This window comes from Sanguibacter massiliensis, assembly GCF_900240335.1.
Lineage (GTDB): Bacteria > Actinomycetota > Actinomycetes > Actinomycetales > Cellulomonadaceae > Flavimobilis > Flavimobilis massiliensis.
Genome location: NZ_LT964979.1, coordinates 2616283 through 2642011 on the forward strand (window position 1 = coordinate 2616283; position 25729 = coordinate 2642011).

At 69.7% G+C, this 25729-nt stretch carries 19 protein-coding genes; 9 read left to right on the forward strand and 10 right to left on the reverse strand.

Annotated elements, in window-relative coordinates:
- The first annotated feature begins 196 nt into the window (after positions 1–196).
- On the forward strand, positions 197–2278 hold the full coding sequence (locus C1729_RS12140) for a hypothetical protein (RefSeq protein ID WP_129590749.1): 2082 nt from the start codon (positions 197–199) through the stop codon (positions 2276–2278).
- A 319-nt stretch (positions 2279–2597) separates the two neighbouring features.
- Complete coding sequence (locus C1729_RS14665) at positions 2598–2750, forward strand: hypothetical protein (RefSeq protein ID WP_165375498.1); 153 nt, start codon at positions 2598–2600, stop codon at positions 2748–2750.
- 71 nt (positions 2751–2821) lie between these two features.
- Here C1729_RS14665 and C1729_RS15250 read toward each other — a convergent pair whose 3' ends face one another.
- Genes C1729_RS15250 through C1729_RS12160 form a run of 4 tightly spaced genes read right to left on the reverse strand, consistent with a single transcriptional unit; the run spans position 2822 to position 6262 of the window.
- A complete protein-coding gene (locus C1729_RS15250) occupies positions 2822–3739 on the reverse strand; it encodes a WxcM-like domain-containing protein (protein WP_102510178.1) in 918 nt (305 codons plus the stop codon).
- Positions 3736–4158 (reverse strand): GtrA family protein, encoded by a 423-nt coding sequence (locus C1729_RS12150; RefSeq protein ID WP_102510179.1) that lies wholly within the window; start codon positions 4156–4158, stop codon positions 3736–3738. The genes C1729_RS15250 and C1729_RS12150 overlap by 4 nt, the downstream gene beginning before the upstream one ends.
- Positions 4145–5113, reverse strand: a complete 969-nt coding sequence (locus tag C1729_RS12155; RefSeq protein WP_242493821.1) for a glycosyltransferase family 2 protein — start codon at positions 5111–5113, stop codon at positions 4145–4147. The genes C1729_RS12150 and C1729_RS12155 overlap by 14 nt, the downstream gene beginning before the upstream one ends.
- Before the next feature lie 36 nt (positions 5114–5149).
- Positions 5150–6262 (reverse strand): DegT/DnrJ/EryC1/StrS family aminotransferase, encoded by a 1113-nt coding sequence (locus C1729_RS12160; protein ID WP_102510180.1) that lies wholly within the window; start codon positions 6260–6262, stop codon positions 5150–5152.
- Positions 6263–6570: 308 nt separating this feature from the next.
- Here C1729_RS12160 and C1729_RS12165 point away from each other — a divergent pair, with 308 nt between their 5' ends.
- On the forward strand, positions 6571–7743 hold the full coding sequence (locus C1729_RS12165) for a YveK family protein (protein ID WP_129590750.1): 1173 nt from the start codon (positions 6571–6573) through the stop codon (positions 7741–7743).
- Between the two features lie 53 nt (positions 7744–7796).
- Positions 7797–9164, forward strand: coding sequence for an O-antigen ligase family protein (locus C1729_RS12170; protein WP_129590751.1), 1368 nt, complete (start codon positions 7797–7799; stop codon positions 9162–9164).
- Here C1729_RS12170 and C1729_RS12175 read toward each other — a convergent pair.
- From C1729_RS12175 to C1729_RS12185, 3 genes are all read right to left on the reverse strand, one after another.
- Positions 9060–10061, reverse strand: a complete 1002-nt coding sequence (locus C1729_RS12175) for a glycosyltransferase family 4 protein (RefSeq protein ID WP_102510183.1) — start codon at positions 10059–10061, stop codon at positions 9060–9062. The genes C1729_RS12170 and C1729_RS12175 overlap by 105 nt on opposite strands.
- Entirely contained in the window at positions 10058–11203 is a 1146-nt protein-coding gene (locus C1729_RS12180) for a glycosyltransferase (RefSeq protein ID WP_102510184.1), read from the reverse strand. Before C1729_RS12180 ends, C1729_RS12175 begins: the two co-directional genes overlap by 4 nt.
- A 61-nt stretch (positions 11204–11264) precedes the next feature.
- Positions 11265–12740 (reverse strand): sugar transferase, encoded by a 1476-nt coding sequence (locus tag C1729_RS12185; RefSeq protein WP_165375499.1) that lies wholly within the window; start codon positions 12738–12740, stop codon positions 11265–11267.
- Positions 12741–13150: 410 nt separating this feature from the next.
- Here C1729_RS12185 and C1729_RS12190 point away from each other — a divergent pair, with 410 nt between their 5' ends.
- The 4 genes from C1729_RS12190 (at position 13151) to C1729_RS12205 (ending at position 18435) form a co-directional block, all read left to right on the forward strand.
- Complete coding sequence (locus tag C1729_RS12190; RefSeq protein ID WP_165375500.1) at positions 13151–14011, forward strand: glycosyltransferase family 2 protein; 861 nt, start codon at positions 13151–13153, stop codon at positions 14009–14011.
- On the forward strand, positions 14008–15012 hold the full coding sequence (locus tag C1729_RS12195; protein ID WP_102510187.1) for a glycosyltransferase: 1005 nt from the start codon (positions 14008–14010) through the stop codon (positions 15010–15012). The genes C1729_RS12190 and C1729_RS12195 overlap by 4 nt, the downstream gene beginning before the upstream one ends.
- A 41-nt stretch (positions 15013–15053) precedes the next feature.
- Positions 15054–16253: a lipopolysaccharide biosynthesis protein gene (locus C1729_RS12200; protein ID WP_102510188.1), complete on the forward strand. Its 1200-nt coding sequence runs from the start codon at positions 15054–15056 to the stop codon at positions 16251–16253.
- Between the two features lie 82 nt (positions 16254–16335).
- Positions 16336–18435: an acyltransferase family protein gene (locus C1729_RS12205; RefSeq protein ID WP_165375501.1), complete on the forward strand. Its 2100-nt coding sequence runs from the start codon at positions 16336–16338 to the stop codon at positions 18433–18435.
- 61 nt (positions 18436–18496) lie between these two features.
- Here C1729_RS12205 and C1729_RS12210 read toward each other — a convergent pair whose 3' ends face one another.
- Positions 18497–21010 (reverse strand): bifunctional glycosyltransferase/CDP-glycerol:glycerophosphate glycerophosphotransferase, encoded by a 2514-nt coding sequence (locus C1729_RS12210; protein ID WP_102510190.1) that lies wholly within the window; start codon positions 21008–21010, stop codon positions 18497–18499.
- 73 nt (positions 21011–21083) lie between these two features.
- Between C1729_RS12210 and C1729_RS12215 the strand changes: the two genes are divergently transcribed.
- Positions 21084–23411 (forward strand): glycosyltransferase family 2 protein, encoded by a 2328-nt coding sequence (locus C1729_RS12215; RefSeq protein WP_102510191.1) that lies wholly within the window; start codon positions 21084–21086, stop codon positions 23409–23411.
- 60 nt (positions 23412–23471) lie between these two features.
- Here C1729_RS12215 and rfbA read toward each other — a convergent pair whose 3' ends face one another.
- Positions 23472–24338: a glucose-1-phosphate thymidylyltransferase RfbA gene (gene rfbA / locus C1729_RS12220; RefSeq protein WP_102510192.1), complete on the reverse strand. Its 867-nt coding sequence runs from the start codon at positions 24336–24338 to the stop codon at positions 23472–23474.
- Between the two features lie 3 nt (positions 24339–24341).
- The gene (locus C1729_RS12225; protein ID WP_165375502.1) at positions 24342–25703 is read right to left on the reverse strand and encodes an O-antigen ligase family protein; all 1362 of its coding nucleotides are present in this window, start codon (positions 25701–25703) and stop codon (positions 24342–24344) included.
- Between the last annotated feature and the right edge of the window lie 26 nt (positions 25704–25729).

Sequence of the window (25729 nt, forward strand, 5' to 3'; positions counted from 1 at the left end):
CGCCCGTGGTGGAGCTCCGGGGAGCCGCGACGATAGCGTTTCACGTCGAGGAGGAGGGCCCGACCGCCGTGCTCCACCTTGATGGGAAGATGAGACAGTGACCGACTCGACGACCGCACTCCCCGCGACGCAAGTGAGGGCCGCCTCTCGGGCCGGGGCGCTCTGGCCCCGCCTCCTCGAGACCAGCCTCGTGGTCTTGGCACTCGTCGCCCTCGAGGCCCTTGTGTTCCGGCGCCACTGGAGCGGCGAGCTCACCATTCCGTGGGACTTCACCGGGACCTACAACGCCGAGGCCTTCGCTTGGTGGGAGGACGGCGGGCTGCTGCATCCCCAGCAGTGGATGCCGTACCAGTGGGGTGGGTACCCGGCCGCTGCATCGGTGCAGAACAGCTCCGACTATCTGCCCGTGGGTCTCATGTCCCTGGTCATGCCGTTCTCGATCCACGCGGCGACGATCCTCCACGCACTTCACGCGGCGCTCGGTGCGGCGGGTGCCTACATCATGGTTCGCAGGATGTCGCTCGGGCGCTATGCTGCGGCCTTCGCTCTCGTCGCGTGGTTCTTCGCGGTCGGGTACTACTCGAATGCCCAGCACGTCGACATCGCCCGCGGCTTCGCGTGGGCTCCGTGGATCATCGTCTGTGTGTCCCCCTGGTGGCCGTGGCGACGCTGGTGGAGCATTCCGCTGGCGGGAGTGCTCCTCTGGCAGGCGGCCATCAGCACGTACCCGGGGCTGCTCGTCCAGATCGCCTACGGTGCGGTCGCGCTCGTCGTCGTGTGGCAGGTGACCGCCCGGCCGCACTGGCGCCGCTACCTGCTGCCTCTCGGCGTTGCTGCGGTCGGCGCGTTGCTCCTCACGCTGCACAAGTACATTCCCAACCTCTTGACGCGCGGCGTCTCCGGATCGCCGCAGCAGCCCGAGCAGGCGTTCGACCTCGGAATCCTCGGGACGGTCTACCTTCCGTACGACTTCGACTGGCTGCCCAACGACCTCTCCATGCGGAGCTTCTTCGTCGTCGCGGGCGTGCTGCCCCTCGTGCTGTTCGCTCGGCTGCGTTCCCCGGGGTGGTGGACGGGCCTGGCACTCGCGGCGACCGGAATCCTCCTCGGAGTCCCCGGGCCGTGGAACACCGTCACGAGCCATCTTCCCGGGATGTCGCTCAGTCGCTTCCAACTGGCAGACTCGCGGGTCCTCATGACGCTCGGCCTGGTCGTCCTCGCGGCCGAGGGGTTCGCACGCGTCCTCGACCGCGTGCGGTCGGGAGGGCCGGGACTCCTGGGGCCTGTCCGCTCCACGGGACTCGTCGTGCTCCTTGCAAGCGCTCTCGGCGTCGCACTGGGCGCGGGCTTCCCGACGGAGGCGTGGCGCGGTCCGTGGCTGCTGATGGTCGGCATCACCGCCCTGATCGCCCTGGCCGCCTCACCCGCGCTCGCGGCTCGAGGCAATGTGGTCGCGTCGCTCGTGGTCGTCGGCGTCCTGGCTGCCGCGACGTTCTCCGGGACGACGTGGGCGAACGAGAATCACCGGCCGTGGCGGGTCGACAGGCTCGAGGAGGAGACTCGGCTTTGGGGCGTGACCTCCGACGAGCTCATAGCGGCCCGCGACACCGGATACGGGGGCGTACGTCGACCGGCTCGCGTACCGCTTCCCGAGGATGCGACACCAGAGGCGGCACGGTGGCCCGGCTGGAGCCTCGCCTACTTCAACGGCCGACCGACCCTTGGCGGCTACGTCAATCTCTTCGGGGTGCCATCCTTTGACGCGGTCTATGACGTCGTCATGAGGGAGGGCCCCCTGCGCCAGGACGCGATCGTCTTCTGGGAGGCCCCAGGCATGCTCGTCGAGGATGTCGCCGACGGAGTGCCCTCGACCGCAACTGTGGGTGCGTGCCTCGAGACCGGTGCGTGCGGGCGAGGCCTCGAGGCCGACGCGACGGGATACACCCAGGGCGAGTGGCACTATCGAACGGTCGCCGACGCAGCGACGCGAGTCGTGCTCAACGAGACCTTCTACCCGGGCTTCGTGGTGACCGCGTGCTCCAGCTCGTGCGTCGATCTCCCGGTATCGGCGGCCGCGTCCGGTGGCGTCGCGTTCGACCTCCCTGCGGGCACGAACGACGTGACGATCGTCTACCGGACGCCGGGGTGGACCGCCTCGTGGATCGTCTTCTGGGCGGGGTTCGCGGTGCTCGGGTGCGCGGCGTCATGGAGGCTCGGAGCGGTCATCAGTACTGCGGTGCTCTCGAGGCGGGGCCGTCGCTCGCCCGTGGTCGGGTAGGGCACGACGCCGAGAAGTCTGGTCCTTGTCGTGCCGCCGCGGCAGTCGCCGTGAACCTCCGACCCACGTATGCCTGCGAGGGCGATCCTGGCCGGGCTCGTCGCCGGAAGGTACGGAAGGCGCAGCCTTGCGGCGTTAGCTGGTGCGCTGCGGGATGTCGCGCGCCGGGCCGTCCTTGGCGTCGTTAACCTAGGCCGCGCGGACCGAGGGCCTCGCGGAGCTTCAGGTCTGCGACACGTCCTACGTGGTGGGCTCGACACGACTCTCAGCTCGGTTGCACCAGCAGCTCGCGCGCTCACCTCCCGCGTCCGAGCGCGCGATGAGTGACCTGCTGCGGACGACGGGAGTTTGTGAAGGGTTCCTGCCGGGGAGGCTCGCCGACTCCCTCGTCCTCTCCCTGCATGAGTCGAGGCGCCTCTCGATCTCCCCGACCGTCGACGACGGCTCCAGCGCCGCGCTGGTGACCCGCTGATGTCTTGAGCGGCCTGAATGCCCGCGCAGCCGCCTGCGCGGGCACCCAACCGTGCGGCCGAGCGGAGTGTCCTAGGAGCCGATCGCGGCGAGGAACTCGCTGTAGTCGCGGATGTAGTCGTCGTTGGAGTACGGGTGCGACGCGAAGACCAGGAGCACTGCGTCCTCGGAGTACCGGTACTGCGTGCCCCAGACCATGGCCGGCATGTGCAGGGCCTGGTCGGGCGAGTCGAGAGTGACCTCTTCGCGCAGCGTCCCGTCGTCGACGATGCACGTCACGCTGCCGCGTACGCAGACGATCACCTGTTCGCAGACCTTGTGCGCGTGCTCCCCGCGGACGTCCTTGGACGGTACATCGAAGATGTGGAAGGTGCGCTTCGGCACGAAGGGCAGATCTTGCTCGAGCTCGACGGCCAGGAGCGACCCGCGGAGGTCCTTGACGACCTTGACAGGAAAGACCGAGGACCGGCCGCTGAGCCGGGGGAGGTGTGCGTCGCGGCCCTCGTGGACCGCCGGCGCGCGCAGCGTGTCTGCGTAGCCCGTGATGCGGGCCGGGTTGCCGACGACGATGGCGTTCGCGGGAACGTCGCGTGTGACGACGGCACCCGCGCCGACCATCGCCCCGGGGCCGATCTTCACGCCGGGGAGAACCACGGCGCCCGCACCGATCGACGCGCCGTCACCGACGTGCGTCGCGAGGAACTCCTCGGGGTACTGCTTGCTCCGGGGGAAGCGGTCGTTCGCGAAGGTCGCGTTGGGGCCGACGAACACGTCGTCACCGAGGCGGACGCCGTCCCAGAGCTGCACGCCCGACTTGATGGTCACTCGGTCGCCGAGCACGACGTCGTCCTCGACGAGCACGTGGTCGCAGATGTTGCAGTCCTTGCCGACGACGGCACCGGGCAGCACATGCGCAAAGGCCCAGACCCGGGTGTCGTCCCCGACGTTGTCGGTCTCGCAGATACCGGCCGGGTGAACGAAGTAGCTCACAGGTCCTCCTGAGGAATGGTCGAGGTACGGCGTCTGTGGACCGCGCCAGTGATGATACGACCGCCGACGAACGTCAACGGGGCCGTGACGACGACGACCGCTGAGGATGCCCAGTCGGGCAGCCCCAGCGTACCGATGCGGTCGACGACGAGGAGTCCGATGCCGTACACGACCACATACATGGCGATGTAGGCGGCCACGGCCGCGCGGGACATCGCCACGCCGAAGACGTAGCGGTCCGCCAGGTACGTCGAGAGCACGACACCGCCCGCGAACACGAGGGTGTACGCAAGCCTCGGGTCGATGACGAGGGAGAGCCCGGCGAGCGCGAGCGCCGTGATTGCGGTGTTCGCGCCTCCCGCGACGAGGAAACGCCACGCGGACGAGCCCAGGGACCTGCGCGCGTCAGTCCTCGGCACCGAAGTGTTCCGTCCTCCGTGTGATCGAGCCCGGGCGGGCCTTGGAGTTCTCGTAGGTTCGCCAGACGTACGAGCCGACGATCCCGAGACCCGCGAGCAGGACGAAGGTCGAGAAGAGGATGACGAGCATGAGGGGCGTGTAGCCGATCTCGGCGATGCCGCCCGTCGCCCAGCTGACGAACACGACCGCCGCGATGGCGAGGGTGGCGAAGATACCGATGAACCCGGTCCAGCTGAGAGCGCTGATCGGGATGTCGGTGAAGGAGAAGACGCTGTCGAGGAGGTAGCGGCGGCGCTTGCTGAACGACCATCCGGACGTGCCGACCGTGCGTCGGGAGCGGGCGTAGCCGACCTCGGCCCTGCGGTAGCCGACCCAGTAGAGCAGCCCGACGAGGCTCGAGTGCGCCTCGCGGAGCGAGAGAAGCTCCTGAGCCACCTCTCGTGTGCACCCGAAGACGTCGACGCCGCCCGGGGGCAGGTCCTTGTTGATCGTCCGTCGGTACAGGCTCCAGAAGGTGCGCGACATGAGCGACGACACCGCTGGGTCGTCGCGGGCCTCGCGCCGACCGACGACGACGTCCACGTCACCGATCTCGAGCGTCGAGAAGAAGGTGGCCATGAGCTCGGGCGGCTCCTGCATGTCGGCCGCCATGACGCCGAGGTAGCGCCCGCGCGCGGCAGCGAGACCCGTGCGGATCGCCGCGAACGACCCGAAGTTGCGCGAGTGGGAGATGATCTGGCTCGGGATCCGTGCCGCCGGGAGGATCTTCCTCAGCAAGGCTTCGGAACCGTCGGGAGAGCCGTCGATGACGAAGACCGTCTCCATGGGCGCCTCGAGCGTCCGCGCGATCTCCTCGAGCCGCGCGACGAGGTCGACGAGGGTGCCCTCGTTCCCGTACACCGGCACGATGACCGAGTATCGGATCGGGCGTGTGGTGTCGATGTCCGGGTTCATTCTCGTCCTCGTGCGTAGATGGTGGCGCTGGAGCTCTCAGAAAGACCTGAGAGCAGAGCACACCCTGTCAACCTCGTGAGCAGTGAGCTCGGGGAACACCGGCAGCGAGACGATGCGGGACGCGAGCCCCTCCGTCACGGGAAGGCTCGTGGCCGCGTACTCGGCTGCGAAGGCAGGCTGCAGGTGGTCGGGCACGGGGTAGTGGACGTCGGTCCGGATGCCGTGGGCCGCGAGGTGCGCGACGAGTGCGTCGCGCTCGTCCGTCACGGCGACCGCGAGGTGCCCTGTGTGCGACGCGTCGGGGGCGGGCAGGACCGTGACCCGGCCCGTCGCGGCAGCGGCGTACGCCGAGATGATCGCGCGGCGCCGGGCGTTGTCCTCGTCGAGCAGGGGCAGACGCGTCCGGAGGACGGCCGCCTGGATCTCGTCGAGGCGCGAGTTGCGCCCGCCGTCGGTCGAGATCGTGTACTTGCCCTCCCAGCCGTACTGGCGGAGCTCGCGGACGCGCGCTGCGGTGCCGGCGTCGTCCGTGGTGATGGCTCCGCCGTCGCCGAGCGCGCCGAGGTTCTTCGTCGGGTAGAAGCTGAACGCCGCCGCGTCGCCGAGCGAACCGACACGCCCCTCCGAGGTGAGGGCCCCCAACGCCTGGGCGCAGTCCTCGAGGACGCGAGCACCGTGCCGGGCGACGAGCTCCCGGATTGGCGCCACGTCGGCCGCACGGCCGTAGAGGTGAGTGACCACGACGACCGCGACCGAGTCGTCGAGCGCGGGAGCGAGCGTCTCGGGCGTCACGAGGTGAGTGGTGGGGTCCACCTCGACGTAGCGGGGCGTGAGACCGGCGCGGCGGGCCGCGGTGGCGGAGTACCCGCCGCAGTTGGCTGCGACGACCACCGTGGTGCGTCCAGGGGCCGCGAGGGCCCGCATCGCGAGCTCGAGGGCGTCGGTGCCGCTCGCGACCCCCAGGGCGTGGGTCGCGCCGACGAAGGCTGCGAGCTCCTGCTCGAACGCTGCGTGCTCGGGTCCGTGAACGAGCCACCCCGAGTCGATGACTCGCGCGACGGCGCCCAGGAGGTCCTCACGCTGCCCCTGGAGGGCGCGGGACAGGTCGTTGAGCGGGACCAGCGTCGATCCGTGATCGTGAGCGTTCATGTCGCCTTCCTGCGGTACGTGCTGAGGCCGAGCAGTCCGGCCGACCGTGCGCGGCGCTTGACTCGTCGGATGCCCCCCGGAGGACCTGTGTCCACGCTTCGTACCCTACCCGGACCTTGCTCCGGCACGTGGGGTCGCGCCAAGGTGACACGCGAGTCATGCGCGCGGACGCCCGCGCACCGAACGACAGCTGGGTGACGAACCCTGCCTACAGTCTCCAGCGCCCGGCACGCCGGAGACGGTAGTGTTCGGTCGGATCGGCGCAGCCGTTCCCACCGAACTGACGCACGCAACCACAAGGGGCCACAATGACAGTCCGCGACTGCGCGATCATCCTCCGGCGGAGGTGGGTGACGGTCGTCACCGCGATCGCCATCCTCGTCGCCCTCGGCGGTTCGTTCGTGACGTGGAAGTCGGTCGGGGCACAGCCCGATCGGGTGGAGGCGAGGCTTCTCGTGCTCGGCGAGCTCGTCGAGAAGGAGCAGTACTACGTCGACACCTCGACCGCGGCCGGGGAGCTCACCCGCGCTCTTGCGGACACGCTCATGACGAGCGTCGCGCTCGGCCAGATCCGAGACGAGTCGAACCTCAAGATCTCGTTGAAGAAGCTGTCCGAGGTCATCGAGCTCCAGGTCTCCGAGGGGGTCCCGGTTCTCTCGATCTCCGTCGAGGGCGAGGAGGCGACGTCGCGGACCATCACCGCAGCGGTGATCAAGGTCGCCGGGTCCACGCTCGACGTCCTCGTCGAGCGCCGCTTCAGCGGCGACGCGGGGGTCTCGACCCGGCTCATCATGGAGCCCACGGTCAGGGAGCGGCCGGACGTGGCCGTCGTCCCGGTCCTCGGCTTCACACTGATCCTCGGCCTCGCGCTCGGCGTGACGGCGGCCTTCGTGAGGGACGCGCTGGACGGCAGGGTACGGACCGCCGGCCGCCTGCGGGAGCGCCTGCCCGACGACGTCCTCGTCATCGACGGCGCCAGCGACGACGCGCTCCGTCGGGTGCGGGCCGCGCTGCTCGACCGCTCGCCCCTCCCCGCGGTCGGCGTCGCCACATCGGCGGGGGGCCGCTCCCTCCCGGGCGCGCTCGCAGGAGAGCTCGCCGAGTCCCTGCGGAGTGCGGGCCTGGACGTTGTCGAGCTGTCCGCACGGTTCGACGGCGCGCTCGTGACGGCGGAGAAGCTCGCGGCGGCGGTCTCCGCGAGCGACGAGGTCGCTCTTCCTGCGGAGCCTCGTGCATTCGACGACCTCTTCACCCCGGCGGCACTCGATTCGCTCGTGGCCGCCGCCGCCGCGGCCGAGCGCGGTGCGGTGCTAGCCCTCCCGGACGTCAGCGCCTCGGTCGGCGCCGAGTCCGCCGTGGCGCGTCTCGATGCCGTCGTCGTCGACGTCGACCTCGCGGCCACCTCGATGGCCACCGTCACCAGGTTCGTCGACGGCCTTCGGGAGGACCGCCGCGAGCGGCTCGTCCTTGTCGTGCGATGACGGGGTCGCCGGCGGGCCTGCGACGTAGCTGGCTCTCCGTGGAGGCGTCCGCCTTGGTACGACTTCGCGACACCCCCATCGCGCTGCTCCTGGTCATGGGCGGTCTGTTCACCGTGTCCTGGGACAGGTTCCTCACGGTTCACGTGGCCAGCTACAACGTCAAGGCCCCCGTCTTCCTCTTCGCCGCAGCAGCAGGGGTTCTGCTGCTCGACTCGCTTGCCGGGTCCTGGCAGCCGACGACCCGGGGCCGTTCACGTCTGGGCGCGGTCGACGCGGCCGTGCTCGGCATCGCCCTCATCCTCCTGTGCGCCGTCCTCGTCTCGCCGAACCTTTCCCTGAGCGCCGTGCAGTCCGTGACGGTCGTCCTCGGGGCGCTCGTCCCGTACGTGGCCGTGCGAACCGTCGTCGTCCGCTACCAGGCGCTCGACGCGGCGCTCACGGCCTTCATCCGCGGTGGCTACGCGGCCTCCGTGTTCGGCATCTATCAGCTCGCCGCGCCCTTCGTCGGCCTCCCGCAGATCGTCGAGTACACCGCGACCTCCGGCGGCCTGCCCAGGATCTCGTCGTTCAGCTACGAGGCCGGCTACTTCGGCTACTTCCTCATCCTCGTCATCGGGGCGATCTTCGCGCGCGACCTGCTGCGCGGCCGCAGGGTCTCGGTCCTGCGCGTCGTCGCCATCATCGCAGTCCTCGTGCTGAGCAACACGCGAGCGACGCTGTTCACCATCCCGCTGGTCCTGGCGATGCTCGTGCTCAGCTGGCCCAAGCGGATCCCCGCCCCGCGAGTGGGAGCGCTCGTGACGCTCGGCGTGGCGTGGATGACCGTCGGTCTCGTCGTCATGTGGGACGTCGTCGTGACAGCCTTCACGAGGGTCCTCACGGTCTTCGACCCGACCGAGGTGACGTCGAACGCTCCTCGACTCGAGGTCGTCGGATATGCGACGAGGATCGCCTCGGAGAACTGGATGTGGGGGGTTGGGCCAGGCGGGTTCGGCGCAGCCCTGGCATCCGAGTCCGGCATGTCCTTCGGCGACTCCGCGAACGAGGTGATCGTCAACAACGTCTGGCTGCAGGCGGTGGTCGACGGCGGGGTGCTCTACCTGGCCGCGCAGGCGATCCTCGTGCTCGTCGTCGCCGTGAAGCTCTACCGGTGGCGGAACCCGGTCGCGCGCGCTCTCACGGCTGGCTGGCTGTCCGTCTTGGCCGTGTCCTCGCTCATCACGTCCTACTTCTTCGACCTGAAGCTGTGGGCCGTCCTCGCGCTCATCGTCGCTGCGGCCGAGTGCTGGTCCGCAGCCTGCCGGCACTCTCCGGACTCAGGCCTCGAGGACGTCCCGTCGCGCAGCGTCGACCCGACGGGCGACATCGGTCCAGCGGAAGGAGTCGGCACGGGCCAGCAGCTCGGAGACGGGCGTCGGTGACGCCATCGCACGTGTAAGGGCGTCGGCGTAGGCGACCTCATCGTCAGCATCGGCAGAACGAACTCCCGTCGACCCTACGACCTCGTCCACCGCATCGCAGCAGTAGACCGACATCACGCCGCGCGCGAGGGCCTCGAGCGCGATGAGGCCGAACCCTTCGTAGGTGGATGGTACGGCGAGCACGGACGCTGCGGTGTAGAGCTCGGTGAGCTTCGCGTCGTCGATCCCGACGTGCCCTGTGACGCGCGCTCGGTCGAGCCCCGTCTCGGAACAGGTCTGGTCGAGGTACTCCTGCGAGAGTCCAACTGTCACGAGGCGTACGCCAGCTTCCACATGCTTCATCGCGCGGGCGACGAGGCGGAAGTTCTTGTGCACGCGCTCGTTGCCGACGAAGAGCACGAACGGGTCGCGGGCGCGGTCCGTGAGTGCTCCGGCGACATCGTCGAGCGGTGCCTCGCTGCACCCGTTGCCTACCATGAAGACTCGGTCCTCGGCTAGGCCGGACCACTCGACCAGGCGTTTCCGCGAGAACTCCGAGACGGTCATCACCGCGTTCGCACGACGGATCGTCGGGCGCACAAGGCGCTCGAAGTACTGGCGCTTCGCGAGGGACGACTCGGCATCGACGTCGAGGAAGATGAGGTCGTGGACCGTGATGAGCTGCTGGTACGGGCCACGCAGCGCCGGAGCGTAGGTCGGCGAGAGGAAGAGGTCCGCGCGACGACGCCTGAGCATCACGGCGGTCTCCACCGGCGCGAACGCCGAGTAGGGGCTCGTCCGGGCATCCGTCCAGGCGTCCGGCTGCGCGGGAAGCCGGGAGTACACCTCGCGCGCGAATCGTGCGATGCCGTGCATGCCGGTGATACGGCCGTCCCAGACCGTGGTCGACGCGCTCATCGGTCGATGGCCCCCGTGGTCGATGCTGAACGTGGTGCCGTGTCGATCCAGGTGTGGATCGCCGTGGCGAAGGACGCTCGTGAGAAGCGTCGGGCGTCCTGCTTGCAGATGTCCCGGTCGAGCGCGATCGCGCGTTCGAGGGCAGCGACGACGATATCGTCGGCGCTGTCGATATCGACGACAGCGCCGCTGACACCTTCGGTCGTCGACTCCTGGGCGCCACCGACGTCGTGGACCAGGGTCGGGCACCCGGCCGCGTGGGCCTCGACCGGCATGATGCCGAAGTCCTCGACCGGGGGAAACACGAACGCTGCAGCTGCCTCGTACAGAGCGAAGAGCATCGCGTCGCTCGGCTCCGCGATGATCGTCACGGGCACCCGGGCCGTGGACGCCTGCTCCGCGAGCGCGGCGGCGAGGGGCCCTCCTCCGGCGAGGACGACGGGTCGCTGCGCTGCCTCACCGATCTCGATGACACGGTCGAGACGCTTGTACTCGACGAAACGGGACGCACCGAGGATGAAGCCGGCCGGCAGCGCGTCAAGGGTCGACCGCTCCTCGTCGTTGAGCTTCGCTCGCCACGATGGCGTGGCCTGGATCCGCTCGACGTCGACCGGCGGATGGATGACGACCGCTTCGCGTCCCCACGTGTCACGTACCCGTTGCTGCACATACGCACTGTTGGCAGCGATCGACCAGGGCTCGCGTGCGCGCCGGCGGTCGTAAGGACGGAGCATGGCGCTCGCGATGCGTGCGGGGAGCGAGGAACCTCGCTCGTCGAGCTCTGGCGTCCAGATGTAGCGCGCAGGCGTGTGGACGTAGACGAACTTGCGTGCGCCCACCGGTGAGCCGCGGAACGAGACATGGTGGGCGAAGAGGTGCGAGCTCACGATGATGCGCGAGTAGTCGCCCCGACGGCGGCGCCACGTCGGGATGATGAACGGGAGTGCCGCGACCTTGGACCGACGTAGGGGAGTCCGGGCGAGCCATGTCTCCTGGAGATCCCGCTCGCGGAGGCGGTCGGGGTCGTCGTTCCAGAGGCAGAGGAGGTCGGCCTCTGGCAGTGCCTCGGAGAGCGCCATGTAGACGTTTTCCGAGCCACCGCGCCGGGCGAGCCACTCGTGGACGAGGATCGTGCTGGTCATCGTGCTCCTGGGAAGTGCGTGCTGTCGTGCGCGGGAGGCGCGAGGTGGGCGGGCCCCAGCGCTAGTAGGCGCCCTCGCCGACGATCATGGCCTTGGCCGTCTTCGCGAGGATGAGAAGGTCGCCGAATACCGTCCAGTTCTCGACGTAGTAGACGTCGAGACGGATACCGACCTCGGGCTCGAGCTCTGAGCGGCCCGACACCTGCCAGAGTCCCGTGAGCCCCGGCTTGACGAGGAGGCGTCGTGAGGCGACGTGGTCGTACTGCTCGACCTCCTTGTCGATCTGCGGTCGCGGTCCGACGAGGCTCATCTCGCCGCGCAGCACGTTGAAGAGCTGAGGCAGCTCGTCGAGCGAGTACCGCCGCAGGACGCGTCCGACCGGAGTGACGCGGGGGTCGTTCTTGGGCTTGTAGAACATGCCCACCTCCTCGACGCCCTCGGCCTCGAGGACCTCGGCGAGCCGCAGGTGGGCGTCCGGGACCATGGACCGGAACTTCAGCATCTTGAACGGCTTGCCGTCGAGCCCGATGCGCTCCTGCTTGTAGAGCACGGGGAGACCGGAGGTGAGCGCCACGAGCGCGGAGATGACGAGAAGCACGGGCGAGATGAGGATCGTGATGAGGAGCGCGGTGAGCCAGTCGAACGCGGCCTTCGCCACGTGGCGGGGACCCGTGAACCGCGCCGAGTCGATCTGGACGAGCGTCGTGCCGTTGACAGGGCTCGTGATGACGCGTGGCCCGGAGACGTCGGTGAGCGCGGGGACGAGGACGAGGTGGGTCCCGGTGCCTTCGAGCCGCCAGCTGAGCTCGCGCACGGTCTGCGCCGTGACCGCGTCGGACCCGGTGATGGCGACCGTGTCCGCGTTCGTCGCGTTGACGACGTCGACGACGTCGTCGAGCGACCCGAGCACGTCGTAGCCGTCGACGTGCGTCACGTCGCCCGTCGCGGTCCGGGGGAGACAGACACCCACGATGTAGAACCCGGCGCGAGGATCGGCGGTGAGATCTGTGATGACGCTGTGCGCGGGCGCAGGGTTGCCGACGACGAGAACCCGCCGTAGTGCGCGGCCCTTTCGGCGGAGACGCTGGAGCTGTGTGCGGAGCACGTAGCGCGAGGTGAGGAGGGCGAGGAGACCGATGGGGAACGTCACGGCGATGTAGCTGCGCGCGATCTCGGTCTTCGTGAGGTAGGCGACGATCGCGACGACCGCAAAGACCTGCCACGAGGCGTGGAAGACCCTCTGGAACTCCTCCATGCCGACCCCCAGCACCCGGCGGTCCCGGCTGCGCGTGATGCTCAGGCCGATGAACCAGACCACCCCGATGATGACTGACAGGTTGACGTACGGGAGGTAGAAGTTCGCCTGGACGTTGGGGGTGGCTGCGAGCCTGTCGGCGCGAAGCACGTGGGCGCCCACGAGAGCGACCGCGATGACGACCGCGTCGGCGATCAGCAGTGCTTTGGTGTACCGCCGCTCCCAGCTGGGTGTGGTCGTCGTGATGGCACCGGGGCCGTCGCGGTCGTCACCTGTTGACACGGTGTCGTCCGCAACGTCGGGCGTGGATGCCAACACTCATCACCTCGTCGATAGAGCCTCGGCCCCCTGGCGTCGGCGTTCGTGAGCTGTCCCGTGCGTTCGCGGATGAGGGGCAGCATGAGGAGTCTAGCCGTGCCGGGGTGTCCGATCCTTGAGGAACGCGCCACACTCGACCGAGTGCGGCGCTCGGGTCGCCGCTGGGCGGACGTCGTGGGAGGCGCCGTCAGGAGGCGCGCGGATGCTAGGGTCCGAGGAGCCAAGAGCGGCGTCAGTGGAACTGGTGGTGCCGGGTGGGCGAGGTAGCGCTCGAGGTCTCCCTGCGCGATGTGCCGCGACCGACCACGACGCCCGAGCCCCGGGTGTGATGCCCGGTCGCGACCGCGTTCTGAACTTCTTTGGATGGTGCACCCGTGCCCGAGGTAGAGATCTCCCTGGTTGTCGGCAGCCTCTTTCGGCCGGAGCCGCTCGAGCGGCTGCTGGTGAGCCTCGAGGCCCAGAGCTTCCGCTCCTTCGAAGTCATCATCGTCGAGCAGGCGGACCGCGTCGCGGTCGAGCAACTCGTCGCACGGTTCCCCTCGCTCGACGTCACCGTGGTCGAGTGCGAGCGGGGCCTGTCCCGTGCGCGGAACGTCGGGCTCCGGCTCGCCCGGGGCCGGCTCGTCGGGATCCCCGACGACGACTGCTGGTACGAGCCGGGGACCCTTCAGCGCGTCCATGACCGGTTCGACGAGGACCCGAAGCTCTCGATCCTCCTCGGCCGCGTCGAGACCGACACCGGCACGATGCTCGAATACCCCCTGGCGGCCTGCGTCGTCGACCGCGTGAGCGCGTGGCGCACGGCCGTCTCTCCCGGGGTCTTCCTGCGCCGGGAGGTCATCGACCTCGTCGGTGACTTCGACGAGAGGCTCGGCGTCGGCTCCGGCACCCCAGCAGGCTCCGCCGAGGAGACGGAGCTCGTCCTGCGTGGCCTTGCTGCCGGGCTGCGCGCCGAGTACGATCCGCGTCTGCACGTCTCGCACCCGAGCCCGCAGGCTGTCGCCGGTCGGCTGAGCGTCACGACGGGGGAGCGCTACGGGTTCGGGATGGGAGTCGTCGTCAGGCGTTTCGGCCCACGCACCTTCGCGGCGACGATGCTGGTGCGCCCGCTCCTTGGTGCCGTCGTCGCGCTGCTGCGCGGTGACCGAACGCTTGCGACGTTCCGGATGTACGTCGTGCGCGGACGCTGGGCAGGCTACTGGCGCGGGCTCGGCAGCGACGGGGGCGCCGCGTGAGCGGCACCGGGACGCGCGGCAACGGCACGGTGACCGCGGGCATCGTCACCTATCTCGACCGTGCCGCGATGTGCATCGAGGTGGCGGAGTCCGCGATGGCGGCCGGCGCCGACCGCGTCGTCGTCGTCCTCAACGGGTGCACGCCCGAGTCGGCCGAGGCGCTCCGCGCCTGGGCGGGCGACCGCGCTGGCACGGTCGAGCTCGTGGACCTTGGCGAGAACACGGGCAGTGCTGGCGGGTTCCACGTCGCGCTGCGGGAAGCGCGTCGGGAGTCACGCTGGGTCTGGCTCCTCGACGACGACAACGTTGCGAGCCTGTCGTCGCTCGACTGTGCGCTCACGAACGCGGAGCGTTCCGACGTTGCAGTCCTCTCGATGGTGCGCGACAGCGACGAGGCGCACGCCGAGATCCTCGCGGGCGCGGACCCGCGCACGGCATATCCCGTCCCGGGGTCGTTCTTCGGCGTCGACATCGTCACGCGGCTGCGACGCCGTGGCGGACGCACGAGCGACGCCGTGGCGGCGACATGGGAACTCTCCGCTCCGATGCCGCAGGGCTCCTATGGAGGCCTCGTCGTGCGGACCGACGTCATCGACGCGGTCGGGCTCCCGCGACGAGACTTCGAGCTCTACTTCGACGACGTCGAGTACACGCGGCGGATCGTCGCAGCCGGTTATCCGATCCGTCTCGTGCGGGACGCGACGATCACCGACCTCGGCGCGAAGTGGGCCGACACGTCGGACGGGGGTTCCTACGTCCGTGCGATGGCGCGCTCGGGCCAGATCTGGAAGACGCGCTACTCGATGCGGAACTCGACGTTCGTCGAGTGGCGCTCCGGCGGCGTGCCGACCAAGGCCCGTCTTCTCCTCAACGCGGGTGTCTACTTCTGCTACGCGGCGCTCGTGACGAGGTTCGACCTCGTCTTCCTGCGGGCGGGTCTCCGCGCGACGCGGGACGGCATCGCCGGCCGCCTCGGGCGTACCTGGCCCTACGGAAGCTGATGGGCCCGCGGAGCCCCCTGCGCAGGGTCGCAGGTTTCGCGATGGTCCCTGCCGTCTCGGCGTTCATGCCGCTCATCTCTATGACCGTCATCCAGCGCGCGCTCGGCGCGGAACGTTGGGCCGAGGCCGCCATCGGCATGGCGGTCGGCATGTTCGGAGCCGGTATCGTCGACTTCGGCTACGGGGTGCTGGGCCCCAGCAGGGTCGCGCGGACACTTGACCCGCAGGAGCGGGCCCAGGTGTATGCGACGAGCCTGCGGATCCGCCTGTGGGTGAGCGCAGGGGTGCTCCCGGTCCTCTTCGTCGTCGCCGAGATGATCGGACCGACGGCGGGGATCGCTGGGGCCGGTCTCGTCGCTGTCGCGACAGCGATCGTCGGCCTCGCCCCCAACTGGTACTACATCGGGGCGGGCCGGGCTTCCGGGCTCCTCCTCGCCGACACGCTGCCACGGCTCGCCGTGACGGCGATCTCGGCAGTCGTGCTGCTGTTCGTCCCGTCGCTCAATCTCTATGGCGCGATCATGGTCGTGGGGGTCGCGGCGGCCTATACCGGGGCCTCGGTGATGATCGTCCGGGGGCGCTCGCGGGTGGGATGGAGACTGGGTCGTGCGGACCGTGCCGAAGCGCGCAGGCACCTCTCGCTCGTCGGGCCGGCCCTCGTCACGTCCGTCTACACGACGCTCACCACCCCGATCGTCGGGATCGTCGCGCCCACCCAGCTTGCCTCCTACGGCGCAGCCGACCGGCTGCGCGGCATGATCCGTCAGATCGAGACAGCGGCTGGCAACGGGTTGCAGAGCTGGGTGAGCGAGCACCTCGACGACGGCCCCGTGACGCGGCGCCGGATGATGCGCACGGTCGCCCTCATGGCGGGGGTCGGTGCCGTCGCGGCGATCGGTACCGCGACGCTCATGCCCTGGGTACAGGACCTCATCTCCGGGGGAACGGTCCGGGTTGACCGCGCCACCTCCGTGCTGGCGGGGCTGTCGCTCTTCTTCATCGCCATCAATATTTCGCTCGTCTACCACGTGCTCGCTCCGCTCAAGCTCGCGCGCCCCATCGCTGTCTCGGCGTTGGCGGCTGCACTGGTGGGGCTCCCCGTGGTCATCGGTCTCGCCCACCTCTACGGGGCCGCCGGCGCGATGGGCGGGGTCGCGGTCGCGGAGCTCGTCAGCGGCGCGGTGCTCGCGGTCACTGTGCGACCCGCGCTGCGTCGACTCACGGCGCCCGCTCGCAGCTGAGGCCAGCTGGGATGTCCACCGCATGACGCCCATCGCACGACAGCCCGCTCAGCGGGTCCCGAGACGGGAGACCATGACGTCCATGACCGCAGTCCTGGGCCGCGCGCGCGACCTCCGGCAGACCCGCGAGATCCGGCGAGACATCGAGGGTCTCCGCACGATCGCGGTCGGCCTGGTGGTCCTCTACCACCTGTGGCCAGGACGCGTCCGTGCGGGCTTCATCGGCGTCGACGTGTTCCTCGTCGTCTCGGGATTCCTCATCACGAGCCACCTGCTCGCGCACCCGCCGAGTTCGCCGCGTGATCTCGCGGAGTTCTGGGGTAGGCGAATCAGGCGCCTGCTCCCGGCATCGTTCCTCGTCCTTGCGGCGACCCTCGTCGTCACGTGGCTCGCAGCCCCAATCACGCAGTGGTCCGAGGTCTCCCGTCAGGTGCTCGCGTCGACGTTCTACGTCGAAAACTGGGCACTCGCATCGAGCGCGGTCGACTACCTCGCGGCCGACAACGCTTCGAGCCCTGTCCAGCACTTCTGGTCGCTCGGAGTCGAGGAGCAGTTCTACCTGGTCTGGCCCGTGCTCGTCCTCGTCCTTGCGTGGTGGGCACGGAAGGTCGGTGGGAGCCGCGGAGTCCGTGTGCGCGCCTGGGTGACAGGTGGCATCGGCGTCGTCGTCGCGGCGTCCTTCGCGTGGTCGCTGCACCTCACGGCGACGGCTCCTGCCCGCGCATACTTCGAGACACCGGTGCGTGTGTGGGAGCTGGGAGCGGGCGCTCTCCTGGCAGGCCTAGCCCCTGCGATCGAGCGTCTGCTCGCACGCGCGGAGATGCTTCGCGCTCCGATCGCGTGGGTCGGCGTCCTGCTCATCGGCGTCACAGGTCTCGTGCTCGACCCTGCGGTGCCCTTCCCTGGGACCGCTGCCGTCATGCCCGTTCTCGGCACGGTTCTCGTCATCGCCGCGAGGGCGTCCTCGCGGTGGTCTCCTGCGCCGCTCCTCTCGTTGAGGCCCGTCCAGTACATCGGCTCGAGCTCGTACTCGATCTACCTGTGGCACTGGCCGCTCATCATCCTCTTCCCGTTCGTCGTCGGGCACAGTCGCGGTCTGCTGGGCTCGTTCGGCATCCTCGCCACCACGGTGCTCCTCGCGGGGGCGTCCAAGCGCTTCGGCGAGGACCCGCTGCGCGGCAGGCACCCGCTCGGCCAGCCGTTGTGGCGGACGTACGTCTTCATGGCCGTGGGAATGCTTGTGCTCGTCGGGCTCGTCGGGCTCGTGCGCTGGGATCTCGCGCGGACCGAGCGGGCTGCTGAGGAACGACTTGCCGCGGCGGTCGCTGAGCGGCACAGGTGCTTCGGTGCGCAAGCCCTCGTGACCGAGGGCTGTACGCCGCACGGCGACGAGCTCGTCCTCTCTCCTGCCGCGGCCGCGAAGGACAAGCCTGCGCCGTATGCGGACGGATGCTGGGTGCTCGGAGACTTCACGGAGCAGAAGGTCTGTAGCTACGGCTCGACCCAGCCGGACGCGCGTCACATCGCCCTCGTCGGGAACTCCCACGCCGGCCACTGGTTGCCAGCGCTCCAGGAGATTGCTGAGGAGGAGAACCTGCGAATCTCGACCTACCTCATCTCGGAGTGCTACACGGTGCTCGAGCCGATCGAGTTCCGGGACGACGCGCGGAGCGCAGCATGTCTCGCGTGGAACGAGCGGGTCATGGAGGAGACGACGGACGGACGTTACGACGCGGTCGTCGTCTCGAACCGGTCTGAGTCCCGGCCGCTCGTGTCCGTGGCTGCCGGCGGCGACGTGGGTGACGTCAGCCGTGCCTACCGCGAGGTTCTGGACATGTGGACCGATGCTGGCGTCCCCGTGCTCGTCATCCGTGACACCCCCTACGCGGACGTCAAGAACGTCCCTGACTGCGTCGCCGAGAACATCGACGATCTCTCGCGTTGCGACGGCTCGCGTAGCCGTGAGGTGCCCGACCCTCTGGCGAACGAGGCGCTGGCGCGCCCTCATGACCTTGTCGAGGTCGTCGATCTCACGAATCTCATCTGCCGGGACGATGTCTGCTATTCGACGGTGGGTGGAGTCATCGTCTACTTCGACGCGGGGCACCTCTCGGCGACGTTCGCAGAGTCCCTCGCTCCGGTGCTGCGCACACCGCTGATGGAACGGCTCGAGCTGTCCTAGGGCTGCTTGGACGACGTGCGGCTGCGCTGACGTGCGGCACGGGGAAAGCCGATGGGGTAGCTCAACGGTCCTGACGCTTGGTGAGCGCCTGGACGGCGGCGACGACGCGCGCGCAGGCCTCGCCGTCGCGCAGGGGGAACGTCGCGCGCACCCGCTCGGCGTAGACGCCCGCGGTGCGCCGCCCTGCGGCGAGGGTCGCGGCGAGCTGTGCCTCGGCGGCCGCGAGGTCGCCGACGACGGGTCCGAACCCGTCGCGCTCGTAGTCGAAGTAGCCGGCGCGGCCGACGTGCCCGCCGTGGAACATCGTCTCGGCGTCGAACTGGTGGTAGAGCACGGGCCGGTCCATGTAGGCGGCGTTGAACGCGACGGACGAGTAGTCGGTGACGAGGACCGCGGCGCGCGCGAAGGTCCCGGCGATGTCAGTGCCGACGTAGCCGAGCGTCTGGACGTGCGCGGGCAGGTTCATCCGGGCGAGGAGCGGCTGCATGTTGGGGTGCGGCATGAACGTGATCGTGAGTCCGTGCTCCTGAGCGAGCCGCGCGACGTTCTCGGACCGCAGGAACGCGTCCCACTCCCGGACGTACTCGCTGCCGAGCACGGAGTCGTCGAAGCCGTCGCGCCGCTGAGAGTCGCCCTCGAGCTCGCGGACGAGCCAGCTGCGCCACGTCGGGGCGACGAGCAGCAGGTTCTGTTCGGCTTCCGTGATGGTCGTGCCTGCCGCGTGGAGCCGGTCGAAGCGCGGCAGCTCGGTGAGGCGCACTTCGCGCGTCGTGTAGCGGAACGGCGAGTCGTCACCGGCGATGTACGCGTGCTCGGCGGTCGTCGAGGTCACGAAGAGGTCGATGGGCTTGGGGTTGAGCCACGCCGAGATGTCATCCTTGATGACACCGTGCTGAAGGAACGTGAACCGCCAGTCTCGCGTGATGCCGTCGAGCGCGGCGGGGTTGACGACGGGCTTGTCGGCGTGGGACGAGACGAGGTGCGCGGCGTTGGCCATGAGGAGCTTCCATCGCCACGAGCCGTAGGGCACGACGCGCTTGTAGCCCTCGGCGTGGAGGCGGCGGTGGTCGGGTGTGCCCTTCTCGATGACGAACCAGGCGTTGATCGAGCGCTTGTGGGCCCGCAGGTGACGGAAGAGCAGCTCACCCGAGTCGTCGGCGTCCTGCGTGCGGTCCATGAGCACCCAGGCCTTGCCGTAGAGCCGACGAACGGCGCGGGTGCGGGCGATCCGGTTGAGGATCCGGACGTTGCGGGGCGTGGGCTCGTCGTCGGTGGGGGCGAGGTCGACGCGGGGAGCACGGAAAGCCGGGCCGCTCTGCCAGGCCTCGTGGACGGGCTGGAGCTGTCCGTCGAGCTCAGTGACGGTCCCGAGGCGGCCGGGGAGCCAGTGAATACGCTCACGGAGCATGACCTGCCCGAAGTACGTGTGGGCGACGAGCTTGCTGTGGACGGGCTCGAGCGTCCGACCACGTCGTGTGAAGCGGGGAGTCGGTTCGTCACCGGTGAAGCGGTAGCTGATGCTCGTGAGCCGCTGCGCGTCGTCAGTCGCGCTGTTGACGACGTACGGCGTGCGCCAGGTGTCGGTTCTCAGCGAGAGGAGCACGTGACGAGCCGCGACGCTGAGGCCGCGCGTGTTGAACGTGAGGACGAGCCGCTCGTCGAGGTGCTGGGCGATCTCGCGCAGGTGGCGGACGAACGTCGTCCCCACTTCGCCGTGCGCGGCGGTCGCGCTCCCCGACGCGGCTTCCTCGGCGCCGAAGTACCACGAGAGCTCGTAGAGGAGATCAGTCTGCAACCACGTGGGGACGTGGCCGTAGAGCGCGCGGGCGCGCGCGATGGCGTCGAGATAGCCGATCTCGGGGACGTCCGTGTATCGCCGCTGGTCGAGGAGCGAGCCGTTGAGGGTCGACGAACCGTCGGCGCGCTTGCGGTAGTTGTAGACGGACCTCGTGACGTACCCGACGACGCGCGAGGGTGCCGCGAGCAGGTACTGGACGACGAAGTGCCCGTCCTCGAAGTTCGGGCGGATCCGCGGGTCGAACCGGACGTCGCCGTCGACGACCGTCTCGCGGCGGAAGAACACGCAGGGGGCGCTCGCCGGGAAGTACTTCTCCTCGGCGTCGAGGTCGACCGTGCGCGTGTCCGGCCCGAACATCTTGCGCAGCGGGTGCGTGTCCTCGATCCGGCCGTCCTCGTCGAAGTGGAGGAAGCGGTAGACGCTCGCGAGCACGGCCTCGGGGTGCTCGCGGACGTACGTGTCGACGGCGCCGAGGTAGTCGGGCCCGAAGGTGTCGTCGGGGTCGGGGAAGGAGATCCACTCGCCGGTCGCGACCTTGATGCCGGCGTTGCGCGCGGCGCCCTGGCCGGCGTTGGCCTGGGTGATGACCCTCACTGTCCCGGGCCGCCGCGCCGCCCACTCGGCGAGGAGCCGGGGAGTCTCGTCGGTCGAGCCGTCGTCGACGACGATGATCTCGACGTCGTCGAGCCCGAAGGTCTGCGCTTCGAGGGAGGAGATGAAGTCCGGGAGGTAGCGCGCGACGTTGTACGCGGCAGACACGAGGGAGAAGCGGGGCATCGGTCCAGTCTAGGGCTGGGCACCCTCGCTACAGTGGAGCGCCCAGCCAGCACGTCGCACCCGGGGGACGGTCATGAACGTCGGAACATCGCTACGACGTGTGCTGCGTGGCGCACGGGACGCCGTGAGGCGGCCCGCGGCGGTGGAGGCCCGTCTGGCGCCGCTCCTTACCGTTGTCGTCCCCTTCTACGACGTCGAGGAGTACCTCGCCGAGGCGGTCGGGTCGTTGCGGGAGCAGACGCACACGAATCTTGAGGTCCTTCTCGTCGACGACGGGTCGCGAGACGGGTCCCTCGCGCTGGCGCGCGCGCTCACGGCCGACGACTCCCGGTTCACGGTGCTCGAGGTCCCCCACGGTGGGCAGGGAGCGGCGCGCAACCATGCGCTCGCGCGGGCGCGCGGCGAGTACGTGACGTTCATGGATGCGGACGACGTTGTGCCGCCGGACGCGTACGCGGCGATGGTCGGCTCGCTTGAGGCGTCGGGCTCGGACATGGTGCTCGGCAACGTCGAGCGTTTCGACTCGGAGCGCGCGTGGATCCCCGGGTGGGCGCGCGTGGTGCACGGCGCGGACCTTCAGGGGATGACGCTCGCGGACCTGCCGGACGCGATGCGCGACATCCTCGCGTGCAACCGCGTCTACCGACGCACGTTCTGGGACACGCGGGTGCGAGCGTTCCCCGAGGGCATGGTCTTCGAGGACCACGTACCGATGCTCCGCGCGCTCCTCGGCGGTTCACGCTTCGACGTGCTCGCGCAGGTGACGTACCGCTGGCGCCGACGCGAGGACCGCGGGTCATCGAGCCAGCCGAAGGACGAGCTCGCGAACCTCGCCGACCGCGTGCGCGCGAAGGACGAGGCGTGGGCGCTCCTGGAGGCCGAGGGCACGGAGTCAGAGCGGGGCCTGTGGCTCGCGCGCGTCCTCGACCTCGATCTCTCGCCGTACCTCGGCCACGGGGGAACAGCGGAGCCCGCCTACCAGGACCTGCTCGCGACGACCGCCGCGCGGTTCCTCGCGCTCGCGGAGGCCTCGGAGTCGTTCCGTCGTGTGTGGAGCGAGCGGGTGCGGGGCCACCGACGCCTCGCCCTCTGGTACGCGGCGCACCGTGACTGGGCGGCGCTCGCGTCGCTCACCGAGGATCTCGAGGCGCGGCGGCCGCCGTTGCTCGTCCACTCCGGGGAGGCTCCGGCGGGGAGCAGCTTCGTCGTCGCAGACCCGGGCCGCACCGTCGTCGCACCGCCGCTTCCGGACTGGCTCGCTCGTATGCGTCCGTTGGGCGCCACGAGCCTCGTCCTCACGCGGCTCGCGTGGGACGACGAGGCGCTCGTCGTGCGGGGCACGCTCCGCGTGCCGGGCGCGGCCCTCGGGCCGGAGACTGTGTCTGTGACGCTCGTCCTCGGCGACGACGTCGCCGCGCACGTCACGGGCACGACGCTCGCGGCCGCACCGCGACGGGTCGACGCGCCCGTCACGGGCTCCGAGCTCGACGTCTGCGTGCGTGTGCCCCGCGCGGTGCTCGCACGCGCCCTGCCCGCCGCAGGCGACGTGCGAGTCCGTGCAACCGCCCGTCTCGTGCCGGGCGTCGAGGTGGACGTGCGGCTCGTGCCCGGCACGGGGACGCGCGCGCCGCGCCCGGTCCCCGACGCGGTCGGCGGCACGCGGGTCCTCCCGGTCGCTGCGGAGGACGACGGGCTCGTCCTGCGCGCCGGACCGGCACCCGTGGTCGTCGAGCGGATCGACGTCGTGGACGACGTGGTCCGGCTGACGTTCGCCTCGAGCTGTGAACTCGACGACGTGCGATTCGGTCCGTCCGTCCCGCTCACGCTCGTCGACGGTCGATACGCGGCCCGGCTCGACGCACTGGCCGCGCTCGACGCGGACACGCCGCTCGAGGTCCGTGCCGGCGGACGTGACGTGCGTCCGCTCGTCGGGGCGCTCGCGGGACGCGACCTGCCGCGCGGGCTTGCGTGCGCGGCTCGTGGCACGCTCCACGCGATCCCCGGGGCGCGGCTCGTCCTGCACACGGTCGTCGTCGACGACGACGGGATCCGTCTCGAACTCACCGAGGCCGGTCGTGCCGACGTGCCCGCGGACGCACGGTGGACCGCGGTGCTGCGCGACGGCGACGAGGAGCTGCCGGTCCCGGCCGTCCAGGACGGGACCGGTGTCGTGAGGCTCGGGGTTCCGACCGCGGCAGCGGTCGACGGCGTCGTGCCGAGCGTCGCGAGCGTCGGGCTGCGGCTCCGCACGACGGAGGGGGACGGCGTCTCCCTCCGGATCGACGGGAGGGTCCTCGACGCCCAGCCGTTCCGGGCGACGTCGGGCAAGCACGACGTGAGGGTGCTCGTCCGCAGCGACGAGATCTGGCTCAGGGTCGAGCACGTCGTGCGACCTCGTTGACGAGCCGAGCCGCGCGGGACTCCCTGGGGAGGCCCGCGCGGCCGCCGTCGAGCGGACGGCTCAGGCCTCGTCGAGCAGTCCGAGCAGGTACGTGCCGTAGCCGGACTTCGCGAGCGCGTGCCCGCGCGCCGCGAGCTCGTCGTCCGAGAGGAACCCGCGGCGCCACGCGATCTCCTCGGGCGCGCCGATCTTCATGCCTTGGCGGTTCTCGATGGTGCGGACGAAGTCGGAGGCCTCGAGCAGCGAGTCGAAGGTCCCGGTGTCGAGCCATGCGGTGCCGCGCGGCAGGACGCCCACCTGGAGCCGGCCCTGGCGCAGGTACTCCTTGTTGACGTCTGTGATCTCGTACTCGCCGCGGGCTGAGGGCTCGAGGTTCTTGGCGATCTCGACGACGTCGTTGTCGTAGAAGTAGAGGCCGGGCACGGCGTAGCTGCTCCTGGGCCGGGCGGGCTTCTCCTCGAGGGAGATTGCTCGGCCCTCGGCGTCGAACTCGACGACGCCGTAGGCGGTGGGGTCGGCGACGCGGTAGGCGAAGACTGCGCCACCGTCGACGTCGGTGAACGACTGCAGCTGGGTGCCGAGGCCGGGTCCGTAGAAGATGTTGTCGCCGAGGACGAGGGCCGCCTTCTCGGTGCCGATGAACTCCTCGCCGAGCACGAACGCCTGGGCGAGACCGTTGGGCTCGGCCTGTACCGTGTAGCTGATCGAGATGCCGAACTGCGAGCCGTCGCCGAGCAGACGGTGGAACTGCTCGGCGTCGTGCGGCGTCGTGATGACGAGCACGTCGCGGATACCGGCGAGGAGCAGGGTCGCCAACGGGTAGTAGATCATCGGCTTGTCGTAGACGGGCACGAGCTGTTTGCTCACGCCCATCGTGATCGGATGTAGTCGTGTGCCGGAGCCTCCGGCGAGAATGATGCCGCGCATGGGCTATATCTTGCCCGACCGGACGCTGGCGCGTGCGTGGCGGGGGCGGTCGTGTGGAGGGTCGGGCAAGCGAGCGCCATCGGTGAGACAGGCGGCAAGCACGACGAGGAACCACCCGAGAGGCACCATCCACAGCGGTTCGGTCATGCCGAGGAATACCAGGGTGAGCATTGTGAGGAGCGTCCAGACCGCCGTCGCGTCGCCGTCGCGGAGGAACATTCGGCCGGCACGCCATGTGGCGCGGAGAATGATGCAGAGATAGAGAAGCGTCCCCACGATCCCCACCTGGACGACCAGGTCGATCGCACCGTTGTGGCCGTGCGCGAGAGGGTACGGGATGAGGGAGTTGATGAGCGCGCGCGCCTTCGAGTCCCCGGCGTCGAGCCAGTGATACTCCCAGACTGCGCCAAAGCCGAAACCCCGCCACGGCCGGTCGGAGGTGACCTGCGCGATGGCGTTCCACAGCGGGACCCGGCCGGAGAGGTTGCTGACCTCCTTGTCGAGCACCCTCGGGACGACGACGGCGACCGCTGCGACCGCCGTCCCCACGACCGCCACGACGATCCCGGTCCACAGCCAACGCCGAGCGGTCGGCCACGCGGAGGACGCGGCACGACGTAGAACGAGCCGCCTGATGCCCATCAACGCGATCCAGGCGGCGACGAGAACTGCCGACGTGACGATCCCCGAGGCGGAGCGGGTGAGGCAGAGGGCCGCCGCCGTCGACGCGGCTGCGATGATCTTCAGGGCCCAGCCTCGCTGGGACGTGACAGGCACCGCGAGGATGGCAGGCAGGGTTAGGCATAGCACGTATGACAGGATGTTCCAATGGCCGTAGAGGCCTACGAACGTGGTCATCGTGTAACCGATGCCCGCGGGGCGGAAGGCCGTGACCTCGGGCAGCCAGATTGCGGCGACGCTCGTCGTGACGATGATGACGGTGCCCACCGCGAGCGACAGGACGAGATGTCGGCGCGGCACGAACGCGGAGATCGCGAGAGCGAGCACAGCGACCGAGCCGTAGATGAGAAGCGCGGTCAACGTCGCGCGACGGGACCCGGTCCACAGCAGCGTCACTGTCGCTGAGAGGCCGAACGCAAGAGGGAGGAGCGGGACCACCAGCCGCTGCGAGGGGCGCCGCTGGACAACGATGATCCCCACGAGCGCTACAGCCGCGATCATGAGATAAGTGTCGATCGGGTTGCCCCACAGGGCGCGAGGGCCGGAGACAGCCCAGAGAACGACCCCAGTGAGGCCGATCGTCATGATTGAGGCCGCGTGACGTCCACGGTCGCCGCTGTCGTCGGATGGACGCTCGCCCGACGTCGAGTCAGGGAAGTCCGGGGGAGCGCCGAGCGTCGTCACCGCCACATGGTACGTGAACACGGACT